A 22,966-nucleotide genomic window follows, 5' to 3' on the forward strand; every position below is an offset into this window, starting at 1 on the left:
CTCAAGCCTCGTCGCCGACGACGGCTGTCAGCTCGACTTCAACAGGAACCCCGCGCGGCAGAGATGTTACGCCGATCGCGATACGGGCATGCGCCCATCGATCCGGGAAGAGCTCTCGGAGCAATTCCGAAGCTCCATCGACGACGGCGCCGTGGCGCTCGAAAGCGGCATCCGCCGCGACATAGCCCGCGAGCCGGACGAAGCCCAGGATGTTGTCAAAGCCGCCCGCAGCCCCCTCCAGCTGTGCAAGCGCATTAAGAAGCGCCCAGCGCGCGCATTCTCGCCCCTCTTCGATGGAAACGCATGCTCCGAGATGTCCCGTCTGCAGCACCACACCGTCCTTCAGCGGCACCTGACCTGAAACGGTGATGATATTGCCGGTCCGCACAGCCCCGGAAAATGCGCCTGGCGGCGAGGATGCTTCCGGCAGAGCAAGCTCAAGCTGTGCCAGCCGTTCGCGCACACGATTGCTTCCAGCCGATGAAGCACTGCGTGCCTTGCGGACTGCTGCTTCTGCGCTGCGGTCGACGAAGGCCCTCATGATATTCCTGTCGAGTTCGCTCAGCCGATATTCGGGGTGCCACTGGATGCCGAGGCAAAAGCCGTCCGTGTCCCCTTCGAATGCTTCGATGGTTCCGTCCGGCGCCCGCGCGGCGACACGGAAGCGTCCTTGGCCGGCCAAAGCATGCCGGTGCAGGCTGTTGACGCGTGCCGGCCCCTTCCCCACCCAATCGGTCAGCACGCTGCCCTGCTCGACGATGATCTCGTGCGCCAACACGTCGGGGATATCTTGCGGGATGTGGGATACGGCGGCGGCCGGCAGTTCGGTTTGAAATTCGCCTCCAAGGCATTCACCGATCAGTTGCATGCCGTGGCATATGCCGAGAAGCGGCTTGCCCGCTTTCAACGCCTGCTCGACCAACTGAATTTCGAACTGCCGGCGCGCGCCTGTCACCTCGGTCCCCGGCCGCGCACCGGTGAGAACGATCCCATCGGCGAGTGCCAACGCCGATGCCAGGTTCCAGGTGTTGTAAGGCAAGATCAAAGGAATTCCCCCTGCCTCGGCTATGGCATCCGCATAGTTGGCGCGCACCACATACTCCGTCTCGGTCGGCGCATCGGGCGCCTCGCTGACGTCGGGCGTCATGAGGATCACCGGCCAGCGAGGTTCATGCGATTGCGTTGAATGCCGACGTGCGTTGCCCGTGGCAACGGTCGTTTCAGTGGTCATGGTCTTGGCCTTGTGATGACGAGTTAGCGGGCGGCCGGAAGGGCTAGCCGGCGCGAGAGGACCGAGAACGGCCCGGCTATCGCGAAATAGCAGAGCCCGACGGCAACATAGATTTGCAAGGGAAGGAAATACTCCGTCGCCATGGACCGCCCCGTGAGCACCAGTTCGTCGACGGTAATCAGCGAAGCGAGCGAAGAATCCTTGAGCAGCGAGACGAAGGTGATGATCATCGGCGCCAGGATGACACGCGCGACCTGCGGCAGGATGATCCAGACGAAGCTCTGGGCCGGGGTGAAGCCCGCGGCCAGCGCTGCCTCGCTCTGCCCCGCCGGTATAGCCTTCAGACCGGCGCGGAAAAGCTCTGCGACCTGGGCCGCGAAACACAACGCCAAGCCGGCGATCGCCGCACCGAAAGCATCGAAGACGACCCCGATGCCCGGCAAGCCGAAATAAAGCAGAAACAGAACCGCCAGCAGCGGCACGCCACGCATGATCGTCACATAAAGAGCCGCAAAATACCGCAGCGCCGCGAAACTGGATTTCTGGCAGAGCGAAAGCAGCAGGCCGAAAACGAATGCCAAGGCAAAGGCACAAATGGAAAGCAGTGCCGTATTCACCATCGCCCGCAGCAGCAGAGGCAGCCATTCGGCACCATAATCGCCATAGGGCGCCAGGAAAGCACTCATCCTTTCAATCTCCCGTAACGTCTTTCGAGGAACTGCGTGACCTGCATCAATGGCAGGCTCAGCAACAGGTAGAGTGCAGCCGCCGTCGCGTAGATCATTGTTGTCTGGAAGGACGACGTCACCATTGAACGGGCGAAGAACATGATTTCCGGCGCCGCAATGGCCGAGACGACAGATGTATCCTTGAGAAGCTGCACCGCGTAGTTTCCGAGCCCCGGAAGCGCTATCCGCATGGCCTGCGGCGTCAGGATCCCAAAGATGGTCTGGAGCGGGGTCAGCCCTGCAGCAAGCGCCGCCTCCGCCTGCCCGCCAGGCAGCGCGGCGAAACCGGCGCGAAAGATTGCACAGGTGATCGCCGCCCCGATGAGCCCGAGACCCAGGATGGCCGCCGTGATCGACGTCAATTTCACGCCGAGGCTGGCAAGCCCGAAGTAGAGGATGAACAGATGCGTCAAGGCCGGCACATTGCAGAGGATTTCGCAGCAGGCATCGATCGCGAGATTGATGAACCTGATCCCGGCAAATTGCCTGAGCAGAGCGAGAAGGAACCCGAAAGCGGCTGCAAGCGCCAGCGAGGCGATCGTGACGAAAACGGTTACGCCAAGCCCGGCGACGAGCCCCTGGACGACCGAGAAGAATACGGAAAATCCAATCATGACGCGCCTAGTGCCGGATCTTGTTGAGAAACGCTTGCGTGCGCGCTTCCCGAGGAGCGGTTATGACCTGGCGTGCCGGGCCGGATTCCACGATCGTGCCGCCGTCGAGAAACAGAACGCGGTCGGCAATGTCGCGCGCAAACGCGATCTCGTGCGTGACGATCAGCATCGTGCGCCCTTCGTCTGCCAGTTCCTCCATCACTTTCAGAACCTCCTGGACCAGTTCGGGATCGAGTGCCGATGTCGGCTCGTCGAACAGCATGAGCTTTGGCTTCTGGGCAAGCGCCCGCGCAATCGCGACACGCTGTTGCTGGCCGCCCGACAGCTCGAGTGGTGAGGCTTCGGCGCGGTGCGTCATATGGACTTTGGCCAGCATCTCCAAAGCCAGTTCGCGTGCCTCGGCAGCAGCCAGGCCGCGCACCTTGCGCGCGGCAATCGCCACGTTTTCCGTCACCGACAGATGCGGCCAGAGATTGAAGAGCTGGAAGACCATGCCCATCTCGGCGCGCTGCGGTGCAAGTTGCCGGTCGCTCATGACCTGGCCGTTGCGCACGCCGATCCGCTCGCCGTCGAGGCGGATCTCGCCGGCACTGGGCTTTTCCAGAAAATTCATGCAGCGCAGACAGGTGGATTTCCCAGACCCGGATGGGCCGATCAGGGCAATCTTCTCACCTGGTGCGACATCGAAATCGATGCCCTTGAGAACTTCGATAGGACCATAGCTCTTGCGCAGGCGCGCAACGCTTAAAAGCGCATTCATCGCCGTTTCCTTATGCGATTATATCTACAGCGCCGCGCGTCTTTTCAGACGCGCCAAGGACGCTGTAGCACTTTGAATTGCTGCATAATTTTCTCCTGAAATCGATTCCGATTTAAGGAATTATGCAGTAGGCGAAGAGGGTGGACGAAAGCTGCCGATTGCAGCTTCCGTCCACACGGCCGTTCAGCCGCCAGCTGCGCAGGACGGCAGCTTGTAATCTGCGCGGCGATCGACGCCGGCGCGGAAGTTTTGGCCCACAGGCTTGAACCAGACATCCGACGACAATCCGTAGCGGGCGCCGATTTCCTTCATCTCGCAAGTCTTCCACATGTCGGCGATGATGGCGTCCATCTTCTGGCGCAGATCGTCGTTCTTCTGGTTGAGGCCATAGACGACCTGTCCGAGACCGGTCAGCAGCGGAAAATCCGGACTGTTATCGGTGAAGGCGAGGAAGTGCATGTTCCAATCGGGGTTCTGCTTGATGGCGTAGGAGATTACCGGCGGATCGCCGATGACAGCGTCGATGCGCCCGGCGATAAGATCGCGCACGGCCGCGTCGGATGTGTCGTAGAGCGAGAGTTGGAGATCTTTGATGCTCTTCAATTCCGGGACGAACGAAAAGCCGGTGATTGTGCCGATCTTCTTGCCTTCCAGATCAGCGAGCTTGTCCCAGCTCGTCTTCGACGATTGCATGATGCCGTTCTTGAAGTAGTGGATCGGCTCGGACAGCGTCATGATCTTCGTACGCTTTTCGGTCCAGCCCATGGTGCCGAGCATGACGTCGACGCGGCCTGACTGAACGGAGGCGATCGTACCCGACCATTCCATGAGCGCAGGCTGAATCTTGAGGCCGAGCTTGTCGGCAATTCGCTGCATGATTTCACCGTCATAGCCTACCAGCTTCCCGTCCTGCCAGCCGGAGCCGGGCATGTCGCCGGTGAAGGCAACCGTCAGCTTGCCCTGCTCGGCAAGTTCGAAAGCATTGGCGATAGATGAAAGGGACATGAAGCTGCCTGCCAGCAGAGCGCACGTCACCATCCTTCTCGATAGAGAAAGTGCCATTGTTGTGATCCTTGATTTGTTGGTTCCCCGGTCCGGTGGTTTCTGTCCCCGGATGTCGCGTTCGACGAGAGGAAACTTGACACTGAAGGCGCCTACTGAATTTTATAAATCGGACATTTTCTTTGAAAAAAGGACATGGTTGTTCTACCATTGCCATGCGCCATGATCACATCCGAGGAACCTTCCGAAATATCTACCAACGAGCCGGACTATGTGCGCTGGCTCGACGATCTTTGGGCCGAGCGGCTTCTGGTCGCACGCGACCGAAAGGCCGATCTCTCGGTCGGCATTCTCCTCTGGCCGACATTCCCGATGATGTCGCTGACGGGTATCGTCGAGCCTCTCAGGCATGCGGCGGACTTTGCCGACAATTCCCGTCCATTGCATTGTCGCTGGTCGATCATGGGGGCTCCGGGCCATGCAGCGGTCGCCAGCTGCGGCATCCGGATTCACGCCGATGCGCCCTACATAAACCCGACCGACTTCGACTACGTCGTGGTTATCGGTGGCCTCCTGCCACATCTGCGCGCCGCACCCAGCAAGCATCGCGACTATCTCAGGGTGGCGGCATCGGCGGGTGTTCCGGTCATTGGCGTTTGTACGGGCGCCTTCATATTGGCGCAGGAGGGACTGCTCGCCGGGCGCAGGGCGTGCGTTCATCCCTTTCACGCGGAGGATTTCCGAATTGCCTTCCCGCGTCTTGCCTTCTCCACGCGCGATGACTTCCTGATCGAAAACGGCCGCATTACCGTGCCTGGCGGCGTATCGATCCTGTCGCTGATGACTGAACTCATCCGCACGCATTGCGGACCGGATCGGGCGGCCAAGGCCGTGCACCAGCTTTCGCTCTCGGAGCAGAAGCACATGAGCGCCTTCGATCACGGCCGCGCCACAACATTTCGCCGCACGGAAGATTCGCGCATACAGCGAGCCGTCGTTCTCATCGAGAGTCGGAAAGGCCGCGACGTCTCACCGGAACAGGTGGCCTCTCTGGTCGGCCTGTCACCACGCCAGTTCGCGCGTCTGTTCCAGGACAATATAGGCATGACCCCGAAGCGTTTTATCGTTGAAACGAGATTGCGCTATGGCCGGTTTCTGGTCGAAAACAGCACACTGCCCATGACGGCGATCGCTTTTGAAATCGGATTCTCCGACTCCGCCCATTTCGCGACCGCTTTTCGCAAGAAGTATGGGAAGCCTCCCAGGAGTTTCCGCTGATCTTCGTCGAGTCACTACAAACGGCGGGGTCGAAAACCGGCTTCGACACTATTGCGATTTAATCGGATGCGACTTATATAGATCTCATCGTCAGAAAGCTTGGACAGGATGGACCGATGCCGACATCTAAAGCAGCCAAGGGGCCGGATATGCCTGCGCCCGCCTCCCCGCTAGCGGGCAAGGAAGGCAGGAAACTTTCGAATTTCCTGTGCTTCGCGGTCTATTCGGCAAATCTCGCCTTCGGCCGCGCCTATAAGCCGATCCTGGACAGGCTTGGCCTGACCTATACCCAATACATCGCCATGGTGGCCCTCTCCGAAGAGGACGACCAGACCGTCGGGGTATTGGGGGAAAAGATGTTCCTCGAATCCAACACGCTGACGCCCATCCTCAAGAAGCTGGAGTCGAATGGTTTTATCACCCGTCACCGCGATCCCGCCGACGAACGGCAGGTGCGGGTCAGCCTGACGCCGGCAGGGCGCCAACTCGTTGAAACTGATCCCGGCAACGCGCTGCTTGGCGCCACCGGCCTCGGCGACGACTTTCCCGTCGTGCAGAAATCGGTGACGACGCTCCGCGACAACCTCCTGCGGTCAACGCAGGGCGAACCGGGGAAGTCGTGATCGCGGCATCAGTTGGTAGCTACTGACATAGCGGAGAAGACGACATGCCCGAGATTGCGATAGGCGCCTTGAGCCAGAACGGAACCGTTCTTCTGGCCAGACGCAGTTCCAGGCGCAAGGTGCATCCGGATCGCTGGAGCCTCCCGGGCGGCCATATCGAAGAGGGCGAAGACGCCGAGACGGCAATGTGCCGGGAATTGATGGAAGAAATAGGCGTGATGCCGCAGCGCTGGCAGTTTGCAGGAGGGTTCGGATCGGAAGACTCGCCCGAAACATCCGTCACCTTCCATGTCTATCACGTGGATAAATGGCGCGGCCGGCCGCGACTGATCGGTGACGAACACACCGAGCTCAGATGGTTGACCGCCGCCGAGATAGAAAAAGAAGCCGAATTGGCGTTACCTCAGCTCACTGAAATGCTGGCAAACCTGGCCATGCGGGAAACAGGCACGCCCGCTTAGCTCTCTTGGCGGTCACGACGTCTCGCCAGTTGAACGGGTCTTCAGCGAGCATGGTGCTGGATGTCTCTAAGCGCGCCTTCCTCCATCATCTCGGCGGCCCTGGCATAGCCGCCGCCCATTCCGTCGAGGAAATGCAGGTGCGCATCCGGGCTGCCTGATGGTACGAGACAGGTCATCAGCGCATGCGTCTGGCGGTGCAGTCCGAAGTTGATCTCGCCGCGCGCCCTTGCCGCAACGAGAATCGCTTCGACCCCGTCGATCTGCTCCGGCGTGCAGTCCAGCGTCAAACGCAAACCATCATCGAATTTGCGGAAATCCGAATTGGCGGCGACCTCCGACCAGCCTTTCGCATCGACCTGTCTGCCACTGTCCTTAGGAATAGCCTTATCCCCCGAAAGCGGATGAGACTGGCGCGGCGCGGCGTCGAAAACCGCAAGCACCCGTTTTGCCAAAGCAGCGAAGACCTCGGGGCTCGTATGGTCATTCGGCTCGACTAGCAGCGACAGGATCTCGCCCTGCCGGCTCGGGAACGGAGCCCAGTCACAGCTGAGGCCGGTCAGGTCGGGCTTCGTCGCGTAGCGGCCCGGCTTGACCAGATACCGGCCGTTCTTGATCTGCTGCTCCGCCCATTTGAGCCCTCCCCCTGTAAACATCGCATAGGTCGCGTTCTCGGAGGCGGCATAACGGGCAATTCTGACGTCACGCCCACTATTGCGGATTTCGCGCACGGTGAGCAGCCCGATACGAAGGGTGAGATCGAGATCGCTTCTTGCAAAGCTCGCGACCCGCCGCAACGCCGAGGTCGCGGCCATGATGCCGTGCGGCGGCAAGGCGAATGCCGCCCCGTCTCCACGAAACACGAAGGGGAAATCGAACGAACCCCAGGCATTACCGAGAGCGGCGATGATTGATGCGCCTGCGAAGTTGACATCTTCATAGCGTCCCGACTTAATCGCCAGCGTCGAGCTGACGACGTCGGTGATGCCGATCAGCCAATCCTCGGGCAGCGGCTCATAGACGGCTGGGTCGAGCACGAGCGAAAACTCGTCATAGGCCTGGTGTGGCTGGGCGTGGCTATTGATCATGGCATGTTCTCCAGATCGGCAAGGTTCCGGTGCCTGCTACCTCAGGAAGGGGTCTGCCGGCCGATCGGCAGGCCCTCCGCATCAAATCCTCTGGCGGTGAGGTCCGCCCTTCCCCGCTCAGACAAGTGTGGTCTCGACGTCGATATTGCCGTGTGTCGCCTTGGAATAAGGGCAGATGCCATGGGCTGCCTCGATCAATTCCTGCGCAACGTCGCGATCGATGCCGGGCAGGCTGACATTGAGGCGCGCCCTCAGGAAGAAGGAGCCGTTGTCGGCGTTGAGAGTAATCTCCGCGTCGACCTCGGGACCATCAGGCAGCGTGATCTTTCTCTGAGCAGCGGCAAGTTCCATGGCGCCGATGTAGCAGGCCGACCAGGCGATGCCGAACAGGTTTTCGGCGGCCGGATGCGGCTGCGGCAGCTTGATGTCGATCGTGCCGTCGCCGCTGCGTGCAGAGCCGTCGCGGCCGCCGGAGATGTGGGTTTTGCCGGTAAAGAGAAGCTTCTCGGTCATGGTGATATCCTTTCGGTTTAGATTTTATTCACATCCGATTAAATCGGATGCGTTCTAATACGCCCAGCCAAAACCGATGTCAACACCATTCCGATTTAATCGGATGCGATTTGTCTCCATGGGCGGAAACGCGCCATATCCGGGCAACCCTCAGCGGCAGCTATGCGAACAAGCCGGCCCGCTGCGCAAGGTCACCTCTTGTCCGGGAATCGGGCCATCTATAGGCTCTGCCGACGAACTAGAGGCGGGGCGCATCCTGTGAAGAAACCCAGAGAGATGATATGTCCTCCATAACAGCAGACAATGCCGGGCAGTATGGCGACAGCCGGAAGCTCGCTGCGCGGGCCCGACTGCATAGCCAATACACCATCGCCGAGACGGCTTGGTTTCCATGGGTTGCTGCGCAGTTGTCCCTGAAGCCGGGCGATCGCGTCCTCGACGTCGGCTGCGGGCCGGCCTGGTTCTGGGCGGCAACGACAGGTCTGCTGCCGGCGGATCTCGACCTGACGCTCACCGACCTTTCACCCGGCATGGTCGACGAGGCAGTGGCGCGTTGCAGCGCACTGCCGTTCGGCTCCGTCCGAGGCTGCCAGGCCGACGCCGCCGCGCTCCCCTTCGAAGATGGCGCCTTCGATGCGGTGGTCGCGATGCATATGCTCTATCACCTGACAGACCCGGTCGCCGGCATCGCGGACATGTCGAGAGTGCTGAAGCCGGGCGGCTTACTCGCGGTCACAACCAACGGTGCCGGCAATATGCGCGAGATTTACGCGCTGACGACCTTATTCGGCAGTGCCCCTTCCGATCCGGCTGCCGAAGCCTTCGGATATGACGCTGCCGAGCGATCGATGCGGTCGCAGTTTGGAAACGTGACCATGTCGCAGCATCCGGCAAGCCTCCGGATCACTGAGCCCGAGGATGTCTTCCTGGCGCTCACCTCCTATCCGCCCGGCGATGGCGCCGGCGAACCTCAACTCACCAGGTTCCGTCAAGCCATTGCCGATGCGTTCAGCCAACGCAGCGGCGTGCTTGAGGTCAGCAAGGAGACTGCGCTGTTCCTGAGCAGAAAGACGGTCTGATCGGTATCGTGGGGCGCTCAGACCTTCTCTTTTTTCCTGATTTTTTCCTTCGGTTCCACCGGTGCATCGGGCGTCGGGGCCAACAGCTTGCGCAGTGACGAGATCTTGTCCTTCACCAGTGGCCGGAAACGCGTGGCCCGATAGGGCATGTCGGCCGCTCCGTAACCTTCCGGCCCGTCATCATTGCCGCGGTTAATCTCCGCGAGCTTCACGCCGATAAAGGTGCCGTCGATATAATGGGTATATTCGCCCACCCAGCGGATCGTATAGATCTCACCTTTGCGGATGAGCTGGTCGATGCTGACATGCTTGAAGGTATCGTTGATGCAGACGACCTTCTGGCCGACGTGGAAATCATAGCTCATGGGATCAAACTCTCGAAACGGCAATCCGCCTGGCCGATCTATAGCGTGCCCTGCGGCGAGGATGAACCGTTTTCTGCCAGCCAGGCCCAATTGCGGCCGCAACATCAGCATCCGCCGCATGGTTTAGCAGGACATGCATCAGTCGCAATAGGCCTTGCCGCTCTTGCGGGAGCGAAGATCGAAGTGGAAGTGGTTCCAGTGCTCCGGGTTGCTGCCCGGCCCGAGCACGGTGTTGAAATAGCGGCAGCTGTCGCTGCGCACCGCCTTCAAAAGCCGCCCTTCGCGCAGCGAGAACAGGCCCTTCTTGCGCACGTCGATCTCGTGTCCGTTCTTCAGCACGAACTTGCCGACGTCGATGGCGTTGCCGCGGGCGTGTTCCGACATCGGATTGTATCTCTGCCGGCTGTTGTTCATGCGACGGCAGGAATAGCCGCCGAGCGGCTGGATCGTCTTGATACCGGACCAGTAACGATAGCGGGCGGACGGCGCCAGTTCGTTCTTCACCCATTTGGCGAAGGCAAGCGTCACCTGGCAGTTCAGCGTCACGGCGGGGCGGACGCCGATATTGCCGGAAAGCCCCTTCAGCGACACCGGATAAGGCACCTGGCAGGCCGGCCCGTTCGAGATCGGCGGCTTGTTGTCGAAGAGCACGCCCATGCGTTTCAGCTCGCGCCGGCAGGCAAGCTCGGAGGACGGCATGACGCTGGGATCGACGGGCGCTGCCGGTTCGCTCATCATCGGATTGTTCGGCCGCAGCATCGCGACCTCTTCGCTCTCGTCCTCTTCGGGAACACGGGTCGGCGCCACCACAGGACTGCCGTCGTTCCAGGCGGGCGCCCGGCTCATCTGTGCCTCGGCCGCCGGCTGCGGCATTGGCTGCGGTGCGGGCTGGCGCATGGTCTGGTTGAGCTGCGTTGGATTATCGGTGCCGATGCCGTCGACAACCGGCTCGGTGGCGTTGCCCTCGGCGATCTGCTGCTGTTGTTCCTGCGCCAGCCCGACGACCGGCTCCGCCCCGAGATCGTCATCCATGTTGACGCCGCCCGACGGGATCGCAAGATCTTGCGTGCCGCCCCAGTTCTGGTTCTGCTGCGCTAAGGCCTCGTCGCTGTCGATCATCGGCAGCTTACGTCCCGGTGCGGTTTGCGGCGGAACGGCTCGTGCCGTCTGGCCGGTGCCGGCAAGGTTTGGCGTGTCGAGATAATCGACGGAGCCCTGGCTATTGCCGACGGGCGCGCTGGAAACCGGATAGGAAGCCTGGCTCTCCACCGGCGCCATGCGCACGGCAGGCGCCATGCGCGCTGCCCCCCGCGACGGCGAGATCGAGCTGACCCTGGTGCCGTTGTCGACATTGGCCGGCGGTACCAGTCCGTCGCTGATCGAACAGGTCGTCAGCGCCGCCGAGAGGATAACGGGCAAAAGGGTTCGCCGAGGAAAGGAAACAAACGCCATACTCTTATCGCTTCCGCAGGCTGGCTGGGCAGTGACCGAAAAAACTCACTCCAATTTTAATTAAAAACGGTGAATGAAAACTTACCGGCACAATCTGAACGCGACGGAAATGAAAAAGGCCGGTTTCCCGGCCTTTCATCTCTACGTTTTCTCACGCTGCCCGTGTGTATCGGGTCACTGGCGGCGGCTCCCCGCGCAGGCGGAAATTCGAAAGCAGCGTCTTCAACTGGGTGCTCTCGTCGGCGAGCGTGCGGCTTGCCGCCGTCGTCTCCTCGACCATCGCGGCATTCTGCTGCGTCATCTGGTCCATGTGATTGACGGAGCCGTTGATCTCGTTCAGCCCGGTCGACTGCTCGCGCGCCGCCGTCGCGATTGATGCGACGTGATCGTTGACCTGGTTGACCAGCGCCTCGATCTCCAGCAGTGCCTCACCCGTCGAGCGCACCAGCGCCACCCCACCCTCGACCTCCGTTGCCGACCGGCTGATCAGTTCCTTGATCTCCTTGGCCGCATTGGCAGAACGCTGGGCGAGTTCGCGCACTTCCTGGGCGACGACGGCAAAGCCGCGGCCTGCCTCGCCCGCCCGCGCAGCCTCGACGCCGGCATTCAGCGCCAGAAGGTTCGTCTGGAAGGCGATTTCGTCGATGACCGAGATGATCTGACCGATGCGGTTGGACGAATCCTCGATCCGGCCCATCGCCGTCACCGCGTTGCGAACGATCTCGCCGGATTTTCCGGCACTCGCCTTGGTCTCGGCCACCATTTCGCGCGCCTCGTTCGCCCGTTCGGATGCCGTCTTGACCGTCGCGGTGATCTCGTCGAGAGCGGCCGCCGTCTCTTCCAGCGCAGCAGCCTGCTGTTCCGTGCGCTTCGACAAATTGCCGGTCGCCTCGCTGATGTCGGACGCGCTTTCGTTGACGACGCGGCTCGATTCGGCGATCGCATGGATGACGCCGTTCAGCGCGTCGACGGCGGCGTTGAAATCGCCCCTCAGCTTGGCGTAGTCCTCGCCGATATCGCCGATCGCAACCGTCAGGTCACCGCTCGCCAGCTTTTCCAGGCCGACGCCGAGCGCCTGCATCGCGCGGTTCTGCCGTTCGGAGGCCGAACGGAGGCTTGCCTCGTTGCCGCGGCGCTCTTCCTCGATCTGCTGCTGTCTTTCGTCTTCCCGCCCGCGCAGCGTGCTGCGCTCGTCGACGGAATCGCGCAGCACCAGCAGCACCTTGGCCATCTGGCCGACCTCGTCGCGATACTCGCTGCCGGCGATCTCTACCGACGCTTCTTCGGCAGCAATCGCATTCATCGCTTTCCTCAGCCGGGCAATCGGCGCCGTCACGCTGCGCACGATGGCAAAGGCGATCGCGATCGTCGCCGCAGCGCCGACCAGGCAGGCAATCGTGGCCCAGAGCAAATTCTGGCGATAAAGCGCGGCAAGGTCGTCGGCATAGACGCCGGTGCCGACGATCCAGCCCCAGGGCTCGAACCCGGCGACATAGGAGTATTTCAGCACCGGCTCATCGGCACCCGGCTTCGGCCAGAGATAGTCGACGAAACCCTTGCCGTCCTTCTTCACCTTGTTGACGAACTCGACGAACAGGAATTTGCCGGCCGGGTCCTTCATCTGCGAGATATCGGTACCATCAAGCGCCGGCTTGATCGGGTGCATCACCATTTTGGGATGCATGTCGTTGATCCAGAAATAACCGTCGGCGCCGTAGCGCATCGCGCCGATCACGTCCTTGGCGGCCGCCTGCGCCTGTTCGCGGGTCATCGTGCCCGCCTGCTCCATCTTGTAATATTTTTCGAAAATGCCGAGCGCTGTCGCATCGAGCTGCGCCAGCCCTGCCTTCCGCTCGTCTTCCAGCTCGGAGTAAGAATAGTTCAGAAAGAAGACCATCGTCGCCGTGAGCACGGCAAGCGTGAATGCGACGAGGCAGTAAAGTCGGGTGGAAATCTTGACGTTGCGCATGAGGTTCCCGGCGATTCTTATATTTGAGATCGATCGCATTCTGAATTGCCGGAATTACTGGAGCGTAAAGCTTAATTAGAAAAAGATTAAATAACGTAAGGTCAGATGAAACCTACAAAATTCAACCATTTGAAATCAAATGAAATTTCAATCGGCAAAGGCGGCAACATTTTTCCCGTCGATCGTCCGTAGCAGTAGGCCCCGCCGCCTTTTACAGCCCTCGGCCTTTGCAATAGGGTACTTCCGAGTGAATCGCCGGCCCGACGCCGCACCAGATGGAGAAGACTTGATGACCGATGCCGCCAAGCCGAGAGGCGAATTAACGCTGAGGACGCTTGCCATGCCGGGCGATGCCAATCCGGCTGGCGATATCTTCGGCGGCTGGGTCATGGCGCAGATGGACCTTGCCTCCGGCATCCGTGCAGCCGAGCGCGCCAAGGGCCGCGTCGTCACCGCCGCCGTCAAGGAGATGGCCTTCGAGCTGCCGGTCAAGATCGGCGACACGTTGTCTGTCTATACCGATATCGACCGCGTCGGCCGCACCTCGATCACGCTCTGCGTCGAAGCCTGGGCGCACCGCGCACGTTACGCCAAGATGGAAAAGGTCACAGCTGGCACCTTCATCATGGTGGCGCTCGACGAAGAGGGCAAACCGAAGCAAGTCCCCGAGGAGTGACAGCCTAAGGATCGAAAGCATGGAAACGGTCAGCTCGCCGGAGGTCTTCCTTCACATCAAGGTGGTGATGGGCATGGTCATCAGCCTTTCGCTCGCGAGAGTGCTCACCGGCCTTGCCGGCATCGTCCAGCATCCCGCCAAAGCCAAGGTCTATCCCATCCATCTCGGCTGGGCGTTATCGATGTTCCTGTTCATCATCCATATCTGGTGGTGGGAATATCGCCTGCAGGCGGTGCCGGCGATCGGCTTCGGCATCTATCTCTTCCTCATCTGCTTCTGCAGCCTGTTCTTCCTGCTCTGCGCCCTGCTCTTTCCTGCCTCGCTCGACGAATATGGCGGCTACGAGGAATATTTCATCTCGCGGCGCAAATGGTTCTTCGGCATCCTCGGCCTCACCTACGCCGTCGATATTCTCGACACGGCAATCAAGGGCCATGAACGCATCCTCTCGCTCGGCTGGGAATACCCAGCCCGCAACATCATCTACATCCTCCTCTGCGCCATCGCCGCCTGGACCCCCAACCGCCGCTTCCACACCGCCTTCATCATCGCCAACCTGATCTACCAGATCAGCTTCATCTTCCGGCTCTATGATGTACTGGGGTGAGTTGCGGTCGGGCGCAGCCCGAGCAATCGATCCAGTGAATCGATTGGAGCAACGAACGCCCTGAGCCAAGCGAAGGGATGGGCAGCGGGAGACTCACTATTCCTATGCTCGCTGGAAGGAGTCCGTTCTCCGGTGACTGTTTAGACCGGTATGATTTTAGTTCAGTTCATATCCGGCTTGTTTGAAGTAATTTGAGCACTCGTTCGGGGCTACGGGCAACAGCACCCGCCCACCTTTCCTTCATTCCTGTGCTCGTCACAGGAATCCAGTGCGCCCACATCCGTGGGCGCGGGAGACTTCGTTGCTTGGATGAAAGTCAATCACGGCGCAGACGCGCCGTGGCTGGACTCCTGTGACAGGCGCAGGAATGAGGAAGGAGAAGCGGGACCGGGCCTCACCCCCGCAAAAACTGCGATCCCTTGTCGAACCCCAGCCCGGGGAAGATCTTCCCCGTCAAATCATCGGCAGACACATCGAACTGCCGGTAAAGCATCGCTGCCGCAAGCTCGCGTACGTCGGCGGTCGGCATCAGGTCGCGGTCGTCGAGCAGCTGGCCGTCGCCGATGCCCGGCCAACGGCCGAGGATGCGGCCGCCATTGACGGCGCCGCCTGATAGCAGCGCGCAGCCGCCGGTGCCGTGGTCGGTGCCGGCTGAGCCGTTCTGGCGCACGGTGCGGCCGAACTCGGTCATGGCAAGCACCACCGTCTTTGCCCAGATCTCGGGCCCGAGTGTCGCCTTCAACGTGTTGATCGCCTGCGAAAGGTCCTGCACCGGTCGTTTGAACTGGCCGGCCTGGCCGATATGCGTGTCCCAGCCTGATATCGAGAAGCTGGCGATGCGGTAATCGCCCTTCAGCATGTTGGCCGCGAGCGCCGCCACATCGGCGATCTTTGCGCCGCGCTGGCCCTCCGGCTCGACCATCATCGAGGCGCTATTGGCCCGCGTCGCCTCGGCAAGCGCCTCGGCGAATGGCGGATCGCCGGCATAGAGCCGCGCCAGGAACTGCATCTCGTCGCGCGCCGGCGCCAGATTGGAATCCGACGCCCAGACATCGACATTGTTCGGTCCGGAGAGGATCAGCTCCGTCGAGGTATTGATGTCGATCGCCTTGCGCGCATCCGAGCGCGGAATGACGGCGAGCGCCCGGTTCAGCCATCCGGTCTTTTCCTCGGCGACATGTTCGCCGCCGGATTCCAGCATGTCCTGCCCGTCGAAATGGCTGCGCTGGTCGCGATAGGGCGTCGACACCGCATGCACGAAGGCGAGTTCCCGGCTCTTCCAAAGCGGCATCAGCTCGGCCGCCGCCGGATTGAGGCCGAAATGCCCGTCGAGATCGAGAAGCCCGGTATCGGGCGTCAGCGCCAGTGTCGGCCTGAGCGCCGCAAAGCCGGCATCGCCATAGGGCTGCACCAGATCCAGCCCGTCCATCGCGCCGCGCAGCACGATGGTGACAAAACGGTTGTCACCCGGCATCGCCGCAAAGGTGACCGGCGTGAAGACAGGGGCAGCGGCAAGACAGCAGGCAGAGGTCAGAAAGCCGCGGCGCGACAGCGAAATCCGGTTCATGGGCAGCGTCATGGGCGGGGCCTCCTAAGCAGGTTCCGGAAAAGTGTCCAACGGTTTTCCGGCCAGAACCTGCGACAAAACAAAGGAGCTAAGCAGACGAAGCGTTGGCTTGCCAACGAAAGTCTGCTTAGCGGCGATTGAATTCGGGCGATGCCAATACCAGCGTCAGCCCGCTGATCTTGTTCGGCGCCTGCGACACCACGCGGATCGTCTCGTCGCGGGCGGCATCGGCAAGCGTCGACTTCAGGAATTCGCGCGGATCCTCGTCCCGGCCGAACTGCGCTGCGGCCCGCCTTGCCCAGGCCAGCCGCTCGGCGAGCTGGCTGCCGGTGATCCAGGCGGAGAAGCCTTCCTCGAAACCGGCCGGGCTCGGCGGCAGCCAGGTCGGCTGGCCCATGCGCCTGAGTGCGCCCTGCCCCAGCGCCCGCGCCGTCCGGAAGGCTTTGAGGCGCTTCTCCCTCGCCTCGCCGGCGGGATCCGTCGGCACCGGCGATCCTGCCATGCCGGGCGTGTTCGCCGCCATGTCGCCCTCGTCCGTGCCCTGCTGGTTCGCCGCCAGGAAGCTGCCGACAACGCCGTTGACCGGTCCCGCATTCAGCGCCCTCAGGCCGGCGACGATATAGTCGAAAGGCTGGCGCGCCTTGGCGCCCTCGTCGCGCCAGGCGGCGGGATGATCGAGCATGGCGGTGTAGACGGCGGTCAGGTCGCCATCCGTCTTCTTCCAGGCTTCGGCCATATCGGACACCACGCCCTCGTCAGGCTGGTCGGCGATGAAATGCACCGCGAGCTTGCGGCTGATATGCGCCGCTGTCTTCGGGTGGACGGCGAGATCGTCGAGCATGTCGAGATAATCGTCGCGCGAACGCCTGCGCCCGCCATAGCTGACGCCGAGCACCTCATGTGCGCCGGGCTCCGAAATATTCGGCCGGAACGCGATGTCCATCTCCTTGCGGTCGATGGTGAGCCCCGTCAGCACCATGGCCGCCGCCGTGACATCCGCCTGGCTATAGCCGCTGCCGGCGCCGAGCGTGTGCAGCTCCAGCAGTTCGCGACCGAGATTTTCGTTCAGCCCTTTGTTGCGCTTCATGCCGCCGGCCGAATCCGGCCCAAGCGAATCCGCCTGGTCGAGATAGATCAGCATGGCCGGATGGGCGGTGGCATTGCGCAAAAGATCGCCGAACCTGCCTGATATGAACGGCCGGATCGCCTCGGCCTCGTAAAGCGGCACGATGAGGCGCATCGGCAGGCTCTTGTTGGCGCTGGTGGAAAAGTGATCGGTCCAGAAGGTCGAAAGCCGCTCGTAGAAGCCGTACGGCGACAGCACCGCCTGCATCAACCGCAGGTTCACATCATGTTGAAACTGCTGCTGCGCCTGGCGCTGGACCCCTTTGCGCATCTCGCGCTGTGTCGTATCGTCGGTCACCGTCTTGGCGTCTTGCCGGATCTGCTGCAGCTGCTCCTGCAGGCTGAGAATCGCCTGGTGGCGCATGTCGGGGCCACCGAGCGGAAAGTCCGGCGTCGCCGCCGCCCCCATGCGCAGCTGGCCGATGAGATCGTCCTTGCTGCTGGGCGGCGCCTCGCCCGGCCGGAAACCATAGCCGAACCGGATCGCCGCCATCGTCGGGAAAGACAGGCTCATGGCCGTTCACCTCGTCATCACCGCTAAAGCAATTCCAGCAAAAGTGCGTCGCGGTTTTGCGTCCGGAATTGCGTGAAACAAACGTCAGAGCATTTCCGTGACCCGGAAATGCTTGAGGTGACAGGCTGCCAGCCGATTGCGACGCCAATCTGTAGGAAATGTGGCGATATCTAGACATGGACGATTTGTAATCTATTGAAAAGGCTAAAGTTTATGCACGAAAGATGAAGGATGCCCCGATTGCAATCAGGGCAAAGCCGATCGCATGGTTCCAGGTCAGGTTCTCGCCCAGCCAGAAAATCGAGAAGCCGGCAAAGACGATCAGCGTGATCACCTCCTGCATCGTCTTCAGCTGTGCCGTCGTATAGACCGCCGAGCCGATCCGGTTGGCCGGTACCGCTAGGCAGTATTCGAAAAAGGCAATGCCCCAGCTGACGATGATGGCGAGGAAGATGGCGCTGCTCTTGTGCTTGAGATGCCCGTACCAGGCAAAGGTCATGAAGATGTTGGAGGCAAACAGCATGACGACGGGCCAGAGGGCGGCGGGAGAAAATGGCATGGGTAACTCGGGGGCTTTGGAGGGAACGATGGATCCGGCGAGATGCCGGCGCGCCTTACCTAGCACGCCGCTATTCGACGGCAAGCCCCGGGAACGGTTGCGACCTTACGCCACTGAGACGATGCGGATACCAGGCAGGTCGCGCGGCGGTTCGCCTTCCCAGCGCAGAGATTGCATCGGAACCGGACTCGCGGGAGCGCGATGCTTCTGTGACAAATGCCGCGCATTTTTCTACTTAATGTTGAAACGAATCAACCTGCCGGACTAGGTTGCGCGGATACATAGGGGGCCACATGGACACGACACCGCAGATACCGCAATACGCTACTTTGCCTTCCCGCCACTTCTGGCGACGCGCCGTGGCCTGTATCGTCGACATCATCATCTTTCAGGCTGTCATTCTCATAGCCGTTTACTGCATTTCAACAGTTATTCCTCTGGACTTCCGTTTTGCCGGCTGGAGTTACACACAGTGCGGCGTGGAGGTGTCGGATCAACTTGCAAAGCGAATTGACGCCGGATGGCCGTTGAAACCGGGGGAAGTTCGCATTAACCAGATCTGCGAAGTCAGCCAAATCGGTTCGGAAAAGCAAAGATACCTGCAGACGGGCGTCTCCCATCAAACAGACAACTGGACATCGGCCCGGTGGCTGACCATCCCTGTCGACGCGGACGGCAATCCAGCGATCGGAACCGTGTCCGTATACCCCATCGTGATCTCCGGCATCGTCAACATTGCACTTCTTGCGTTGGCTTTTGCGTATTTTTCCGCAAATGGCCGCCGCACGATCGGAAAAAAGCTGCTGGGCCTGAGAGTCCAATCCGTCGATGGTAAAAACCCCGGCCTTGGCAACGAGTTTAGACGAGAGATCCTGAAATTCAGCCCGTATCTGCTTTTCATCGCTGCCGATTTCGCGTTTTCGTTGTTTCCGGTCTTTCCCACCGAAGACTTCGACGCGTTGCTCCGTATGTCCCGCGACGGATACACACTTTTGGACAGTGGTGCCGCATTGTTCGACATCGTCCTAGGTATCGCTGCCCTGATTTGGTGGTTCTTGCCCCTCATCTTCTGGCGCGGACAGACCTTTTACGATCGCATCTGCGCCTGCAAAGTGGTGAAGAGTTGAAAGGCTCTGTAGCCTGGGCGACAGAGCACAAGGAAAGGCCGGCGACAAATGCCGCCGGCCTTCATAACCGCAGGCAGCGCTAGATTCGCATCGCGCCATGCGGTTCCTCGGCCTCCTCCGTGCCGAAGCGGACATCCTTCTTCTCGTAGCCGAAGCCGGCAAGGGCCGCGACGACGAGCGCCACCACGGCCGCGACGATCAGCAGCGCATAGGCATAGTCGCCATCCCAGCGGGCAGCCAAGCCCGCCTGCAGCGTCGCATTGCCTGACGCCAGCAGGTTGCCGAGCTGGTAGGCAAAGCCGGGGAAGGTGCCGCGCACCTCATCCGGCGAGAGCTCGTTCAGATGCACCGGCACGATGCCCCAGGCGCCCTGGACGAAGAACTGCATCAGGAAGGCGCCGATAGCGAGCAGCACTGGCCCGGGCGCATAGGCCCAGAGCGGCGCCACGGGCACGGCGATGAGCGCGGCGATGACGATTGCCCGTCTGCGGCCGATCCGCTGCGACAGCGCCCCGAAGAACAGCCCGCCGCAGATCGCCCCGATGTTGTAGACGATAGCGATGGCGCCGACCGTGTAGCTCGAATAGTTGCGCTGCGTCTCAAGGAAGGTCGGGTAGATATCCTGCGTGCCGTGGCTGAAGAAGTTGAACGCCGTCATCAAAAGCACCGCCCAGATGAACAGCGGAATATTCTCGCGCAGCACCGTCAGGAAAGGCCGGCGCCCCGTAGCTTGTCGCTTCAGGAAGGCCGGGCTCTCCTCGACATTGCGCCTGATGTAGAGGACCAGCAGCGCCGGCAGCGCGCCGACGAAAAACATGCCGCGCCAGCCGATGACGGGGAACAGCAGGAAGAACACGATGGAGGCGATCAGATAGCCCGAGGGATAACCCGCCTGCAGGATGCCCGAGACGATGCCGCGGCTCTCCTCCGGCACCGTCTCCATGACCAGCGAGGCGCCGACGCCCCATTCGCCGCCCATGGCGATGCCGTAGAGCGCGCGGAAGACGAGGAACATGGTGAGCCCGGTGGAAAAGCCGGTCAAAAATTCGAATATCGAATAGAGCAGCACGTCGGCCATCAGCGTGATGCGCCGCCCGTAGCGATCGGCCGCCAGCCCAAAGACCAGCGCGCCGAGCGCCCGCATGGCGAGCGTCAGGAAGATCGCCACCGAGACGGCAGGAACGTCGGTGTGGAATTCTTCGGCGATATATTTGAGAACGAAGACGAGAATGAAGAAATCGAAGGCGTCGAGCGTCCAGCCGAGATAGCTGGCGATGACGGTGTTGCGCTGCTGCGGCGTCAGCCGGCGCAGGCTTTCCAAAGCGGACATCTGATATTCCTCCGTCCGAAAGCGGCGGCGAGGCGGGCAATTCCGGATGCCGTCGGAAGGGGTGCCCGAACCGGGCGGGTGATACTGTTGCGGCGACGTTTGCAGTCGGAGACAGCGGGCAACAACGTCAGCAATGCTGCCCGTGTTCCATCACGATTGCCGTGATCGGGCGGCGTCCCACGCGGCTCCTTGTCGCAGGCATACGACCGTCCAGCGCCCTGCCCTTGGGCGCGGCACCCTCCAACATCCCTTATCCTGAGGCGCGGAGCCCGCAGGGCGAAGCCTCGAAGGACACGCTGCAACGCTGCTCCTTGCGTCCATTTGACGTCGAAGCACCCGCCTCGTCCTTCGAGGCCCCTACGGGGCGCCTCAGGATGAGGCTCTCTTGGATGTTGCCGCCATGCGAAAACGCTATGCCTAGCTCTGGCCCGGCACCCTACCCCGGCACGCCCAAGCAACTGCCGCAAACGACCGCGGCCCATCCGGCTCGCCGGCCTCGTATGCCGCCCTCATCGCCGCATCGACCGCTTTTCGTTTCGCCGGATCCAGCCCCGCGACGTATTTGCCGAGCGGTCCCTCGCCGGCGGCGATCGGCTCCCAGTAGTCCGCGAAGGAGACGTATTCCATCCGGATCAACAGCGAGGTTTCCTCGACATCGGCAAGGCCCTGCGCGATGAAGCTCTCCTTCATTTCCCCTGGCCGCATCATCGGCTGGAAACAATATTTGCGGCGCAGGGGCAGCGCGCCCTCATCAAGCATCGCCACCGTATCCCACATCATCCGCATGCCGGACATGCCGCCATAATGGTCCCAAACGGCGGCGGCGACCACGCCGCCCGGGCGCACCACACGGCGCATCTCGGATACCGCCTTTCCCGCCTCCGGCACGAAATGCAGCACGAGCAGCGACATCGCCCGGTCGAAGCGGTCATCCTCGAAGGGAAGCGCGCAGGCATCGGCCTGCCGGATCGATACGCGCGGATCGGTATTGCGCCGCGTTGCAGCCTCGACGAAGACCGGCGAATAGTCGACGGCGGCGATCTCCTGCAGGCCCGACGTTTCCGCCAGCGTGAACGCCAGACTGCCGGTGCCGCAGCCGACATCGAGCACGCGATCCCCATCCGCGAGACCGGCGAAATCGATCAGCATCGGCGCGAGCTTCCTGCTCCAGCGCCCCATCAGCCGTTCGTAACCATCCGCACTTTCAACATTGAAACTCGACGGCATTGAAGTCTCCCCCTCAAGGACGCTGGTCTGCCGTCGAACAATAGGGTTAAGCGGCAGCCGTCGCAAGCGGAACAGCCGTTCTCATTCGACCTTCGCGTCCGACCAGTAGCGCTTCGGAGCGCGCCCGAAGACACGCTTGAACGCGTTTCCGAAGGCGCTTTCGGAGGAGTATCCGAGTGCGGCGGCAAGGCCGGCGACCGAGACGTCCTCCCGGCGCAGGGCTTCGCGGGCGCGATACATGCGCCAGCGCGTGACATAGTCGAGCGGTGCTGTGCCGACCAGTTCCTTGAAGCGTTGCGCAAAGGCGGAACGCGACATGCCGATCCGGGTCGCCAGTTCGTTGACCGTCCAGCGATGGCCAGGCCTGTTGTGGATCAGGCTGATCGCCACGCCGATCTGCGGATTTGTAAGCGCGCCGATCCATCCCGTTTCGGCAGCACCCTTCCGGCCGACATAGGCCCGCAGCGCCTGCACGAGCAGGATATCGCCCATCCGCCGCGTCATCAGCGTCGAGCCTATCTGCCCGGCCTCGAGTTCGCCGTCGAGGGTTGCAAGCGTAGTGCTGAGGAGCGCGGCGGCGCGGTCGCTGGCGGGGATATGAATGAACGGCGGCAGCGCGTCGAGCAGCAGCCGGGCGTTGCCGCCTCCGATGACAAAGCTGCCGCCGATCAGCGCGGTCTCGTCACCGCCGTGCCGGGCGATGTTGGATTGCTCCCAGTCGAAGAAGGCGATCCCGTCCTCCGGCTCGCGGTCGAGATCGTTGGCGATCACATAGGCGGGCGCATTGGCCAGCAGGAAGGTGTCGCCCGCAACAAGCGCAAACGGCGGCTCGTCAGGCAGAACGATCGAGCAGGCGCCACGGAGGACGGCGACGAACTTGAGCGCGGGCTTGGCCGGAAAGCGAAAAGCCCATTGCCCGCCGACCTCGAAACGCGTGCAGCGTGCGCTCTCGATATCGAGCAGCGAAAACACATCGGAGAAAGGATCGATCATGAGGTTTGGACGATCTCGACGAAATCATGGAGCCTACAGCATAGATTCTCCAGGCGGCACCTGCAATCCTTGGCGGCACGA

23 protein-coding genes are annotated in these 22,966 nt (G+C 61.6%); 7 read left to right on the forward strand and 16 right to left on the reverse strand.

Annotated features, from left to right (window positions below):
• Position 1: 1 nt before the first annotated feature.
• From RL_RS15095 to RL_RS15115, 5 genes are all read right to left on the reverse strand, one after another.
• Positions 2 to 1,231: an Atu1372/SO_1960 family protein gene (locus tag RL_RS15095; RefSeq protein WP_011652439.1), complete on the reverse strand. Its 1,230-nt coding sequence runs from the start codon at positions 1,229 to 1,231 to the stop codon at positions 2 to 4.
• Between the two features lie 23 nt (positions 1,232 to 1,254).
• Positions 1,255 to 1,917, reverse strand: coding sequence for an amino acid ABC transporter permease (locus RL_RS15100; protein WP_011652440.1), 663 nt, complete (start codon positions 1,915 to 1,917; stop codon positions 1,255 to 1,257).
• Positions 1,914 to 2,573: an amino acid ABC transporter permease gene (locus tag RL_RS15105; protein WP_011652441.1), complete on the reverse strand. Its 660-nt coding sequence runs from the start codon at positions 2,571 to 2,573 to the stop codon at positions 1,914 to 1,916. The genes RL_RS15100 and RL_RS15105 overlap by 4 nt, the downstream gene beginning before the upstream one ends.
• A 7-nt stretch (positions 2,574 to 2,580) precedes the next feature.
• Positions 2,581 to 3,333 (reverse strand): amino acid ABC transporter ATP-binding protein, encoded by a 753-nt coding sequence (locus RL_RS15110; protein ID WP_011652442.1) that lies wholly within the window; start codon positions 3,331 to 3,333, stop codon positions 2,581 to 2,583.
• 183 nt (positions 3,334 to 3,516) lie between these two features.
• Positions 3,517 to 4,395: an ABC transporter substrate-binding protein gene (locus tag RL_RS15115; RefSeq protein WP_011652443.1), complete on the reverse strand. Its 879-nt coding sequence runs from the start codon at positions 4,393 to 4,395 to the stop codon at positions 3,517 to 3,519.
• 162 nt (positions 4,396 to 4,557) lie between these two features.
• Here RL_RS15115 and RL_RS15120 point away from each other — a divergent pair, with 162 nt between their 5' ends.
• The 3 genes from RL_RS15120 to RL_RS15130 all read left to right on the forward strand — a co-directional run bounded on the left by RL_RS15120 (position 4,558) and on the right by RL_RS15130 (position 6,697).
• Positions 4,558 to 5,613, forward strand: a complete 1,056-nt coding sequence (locus RL_RS15120; RefSeq protein WP_041936365.1) for a GlxA family transcriptional regulator — start codon at positions 4,558 to 4,560, stop codon at positions 5,611 to 5,613.
• Between the two features lie 149 nt (positions 5,614 to 5,762).
• Positions 5,763 to 6,236 (forward strand): MarR family winged helix-turn-helix transcriptional regulator, encoded by a 474-nt coding sequence (locus RL_RS15125; protein ID WP_011652445.1) that lies wholly within the window; start codon positions 5,763 to 5,765, stop codon positions 6,234 to 6,236.
• Positions 6,237 to 6,280: 44 nt separating this feature from the next.
• On the forward strand, positions 6,281 to 6,697 hold the full coding sequence (locus RL_RS15130; RefSeq protein ID WP_011652446.1) for an NUDIX domain-containing protein: 417 nt from the start codon (positions 6,281 to 6,283) through the stop codon (positions 6,695 to 6,697).
• A gap of 41 nt (positions 6,698 to 6,738) precedes the next feature.
• Here RL_RS15130 and RL_RS15135 read toward each other — a convergent pair whose 3' ends face one another.
• A complete protein-coding gene (locus RL_RS15135; protein WP_011652447.1) occupies positions 6,739 to 7,782 on the reverse strand; it encodes a DUF3095 family protein in 1,044 nt (347 codons plus the stop codon).
• A gap of 117 nt (positions 7,783 to 7,899) precedes the next feature.
• Positions 7,900 to 8,295 (reverse strand): Ohr family peroxiredoxin, encoded by a 396-nt coding sequence (locus tag RL_RS15140; RefSeq protein ID WP_011652448.1) that lies wholly within the window; start codon positions 8,293 to 8,295, stop codon positions 7,900 to 7,902.
• 281 nt (positions 8,296 to 8,576) lie between these two features.
• Here RL_RS15140 and RL_RS15145 point away from each other — a divergent pair, with 281 nt between their 5' ends.
• Complete coding sequence (locus tag RL_RS15145; protein WP_011652449.1) at positions 8,577 to 9,374, forward strand: class I SAM-dependent methyltransferase; 798 nt, start codon at positions 8,577 to 8,579, stop codon at positions 9,372 to 9,374.
• A gap of 17 nt (positions 9,375 to 9,391) precedes the next feature.
• Here RL_RS15145 and RL_RS15150 read toward each other — a convergent pair whose 3' ends face one another.
• The 3 genes from RL_RS15150 to RL_RS15160 form a co-directional block, all read right to left on the reverse strand.
• Positions 9,392 to 9,739, reverse strand: a complete 348-nt coding sequence (locus tag RL_RS15150) for a hypothetical protein (RefSeq protein WP_012757920.1) — start codon at positions 9,737 to 9,739, stop codon at positions 9,392 to 9,394.
• Between the two features lie 138 nt (positions 9,740 to 9,877).
• Positions 9,878 to 11,191 (reverse strand): extensin-like domain-containing protein, encoded by a 1,314-nt coding sequence (locus tag RL_RS15155; RefSeq protein WP_028741085.1) that lies wholly within the window; start codon positions 11,189 to 11,191, stop codon positions 9,878 to 9,880.
• Between the two features lie 151 nt (positions 11,192 to 11,342).
• Entirely contained in the window at positions 11,343 to 13,160 is a 1,818-nt protein-coding gene (locus tag RL_RS15160; protein WP_011652452.1) for a methyl-accepting chemotaxis protein, read from the reverse strand.
• Positions 13,161 to 13,449: 289 nt separating this feature from the next.
• On the opposite strand from RL_RS15160, the gene RL_RS15165 reads away from it, so the two are divergent.
• The gene (locus RL_RS15165) at positions 13,450 to 13,836 is read left to right on the forward strand and encodes an acyl-CoA thioesterase (RefSeq protein ID WP_003540707.1); all 387 of its coding nucleotides are present in this window, start codon (positions 13,450 to 13,452) and stop codon (positions 13,834 to 13,836) included.
• Between the two features lie 19 nt (positions 13,837 to 13,855).
• Complete coding sequence (locus tag RL_RS15170) at positions 13,856 to 14,443, forward strand: hypothetical protein (protein WP_011652453.1); 588 nt, start codon at positions 13,856 to 13,858, stop codon at positions 14,441 to 14,443.
• A 394-nt stretch (positions 14,444 to 14,837) separates the two neighbouring features.
• Here the strand turns inward: RL_RS15170 and RL_RS15175 are convergent, their stop codons facing one another.
• The 3 genes from RL_RS15175 to RL_RS15185 form a co-directional block, all read right to left on the reverse strand.
• Positions 14,838 to 16,022: a DUF1501 domain-containing protein gene (locus RL_RS15175; RefSeq protein ID WP_011652454.1), complete on the reverse strand. Its 1,185-nt coding sequence runs from the start codon at positions 16,020 to 16,022 to the stop codon at positions 14,838 to 14,840.
• 115 nt (positions 16,023 to 16,137) lie between these two features.
• The gene (locus tag RL_RS15180; protein WP_011652455.1) at positions 16,138 to 17,649 is read right to left on the reverse strand and encodes a DUF1800 domain-containing protein; all 1,512 of its coding nucleotides are present in this window, start codon (positions 17,647 to 17,649) and stop codon (positions 16,138 to 16,140) included.
• A 211-nt stretch (positions 17,650 to 17,860) separates the two neighbouring features.
• Entirely contained in the window at positions 17,861 to 18,208 is a 348-nt protein-coding gene (locus tag RL_RS15185) for a DMT family protein (protein ID WP_011652456.1), read from the reverse strand.
• 293 nt (positions 18,209 to 18,501) lie between these two features.
• On the opposite strand from RL_RS15185, the gene RL_RS15190 reads away from it, so the two are divergent.
• Entirely contained in the window at positions 18,502 to 19,335 is an 834-nt protein-coding gene (locus RL_RS15190) for an RDD family protein (RefSeq protein ID WP_041936366.1), read from the forward strand.
• 79 nt (positions 19,336 to 19,414) lie between these two features.
• Here RL_RS15190 and RL_RS15195 read toward each other — a convergent pair whose 3' ends face one another.
• The 3 genes from RL_RS15195 to RL_RS15205 form a co-directional block, all read right to left on the reverse strand.
• Positions 19,415 to 20,665, reverse strand: a complete 1,251-nt coding sequence (locus RL_RS15195) for an MFS transporter (RefSeq protein ID WP_011652458.1) — start codon at positions 20,663 to 20,665, stop codon at positions 19,415 to 19,417.
• A 417-nt stretch (positions 20,666 to 21,082) separates the two neighbouring features.
• A complete protein-coding gene (locus RL_RS15200) occupies positions 21,083 to 21,892 on the reverse strand; it encodes a class I SAM-dependent methyltransferase (RefSeq protein WP_011652459.1) in 810 nt (269 codons plus the stop codon).
• A gap of 81 nt (positions 21,893 to 21,973) precedes the next feature.
• Complete coding sequence (locus RL_RS15205; protein ID WP_011652460.1) at positions 21,974 to 22,885, reverse strand: AraC family transcriptional regulator; 912 nt, start codon at positions 22,883 to 22,885, stop codon at positions 21,974 to 21,976.
• Between the last annotated feature and the right edge of the window lie 81 nt (positions 22,886 to 22,966).

Source organism: Rhizobium johnstonii 3841, from assembly GCF_000009265.1.
Taxonomy (GTDB): domain Bacteria; phylum Pseudomonadota; class Alphaproteobacteria; order Rhizobiales; family Rhizobiaceae; genus Rhizobium; species Rhizobium acaciae.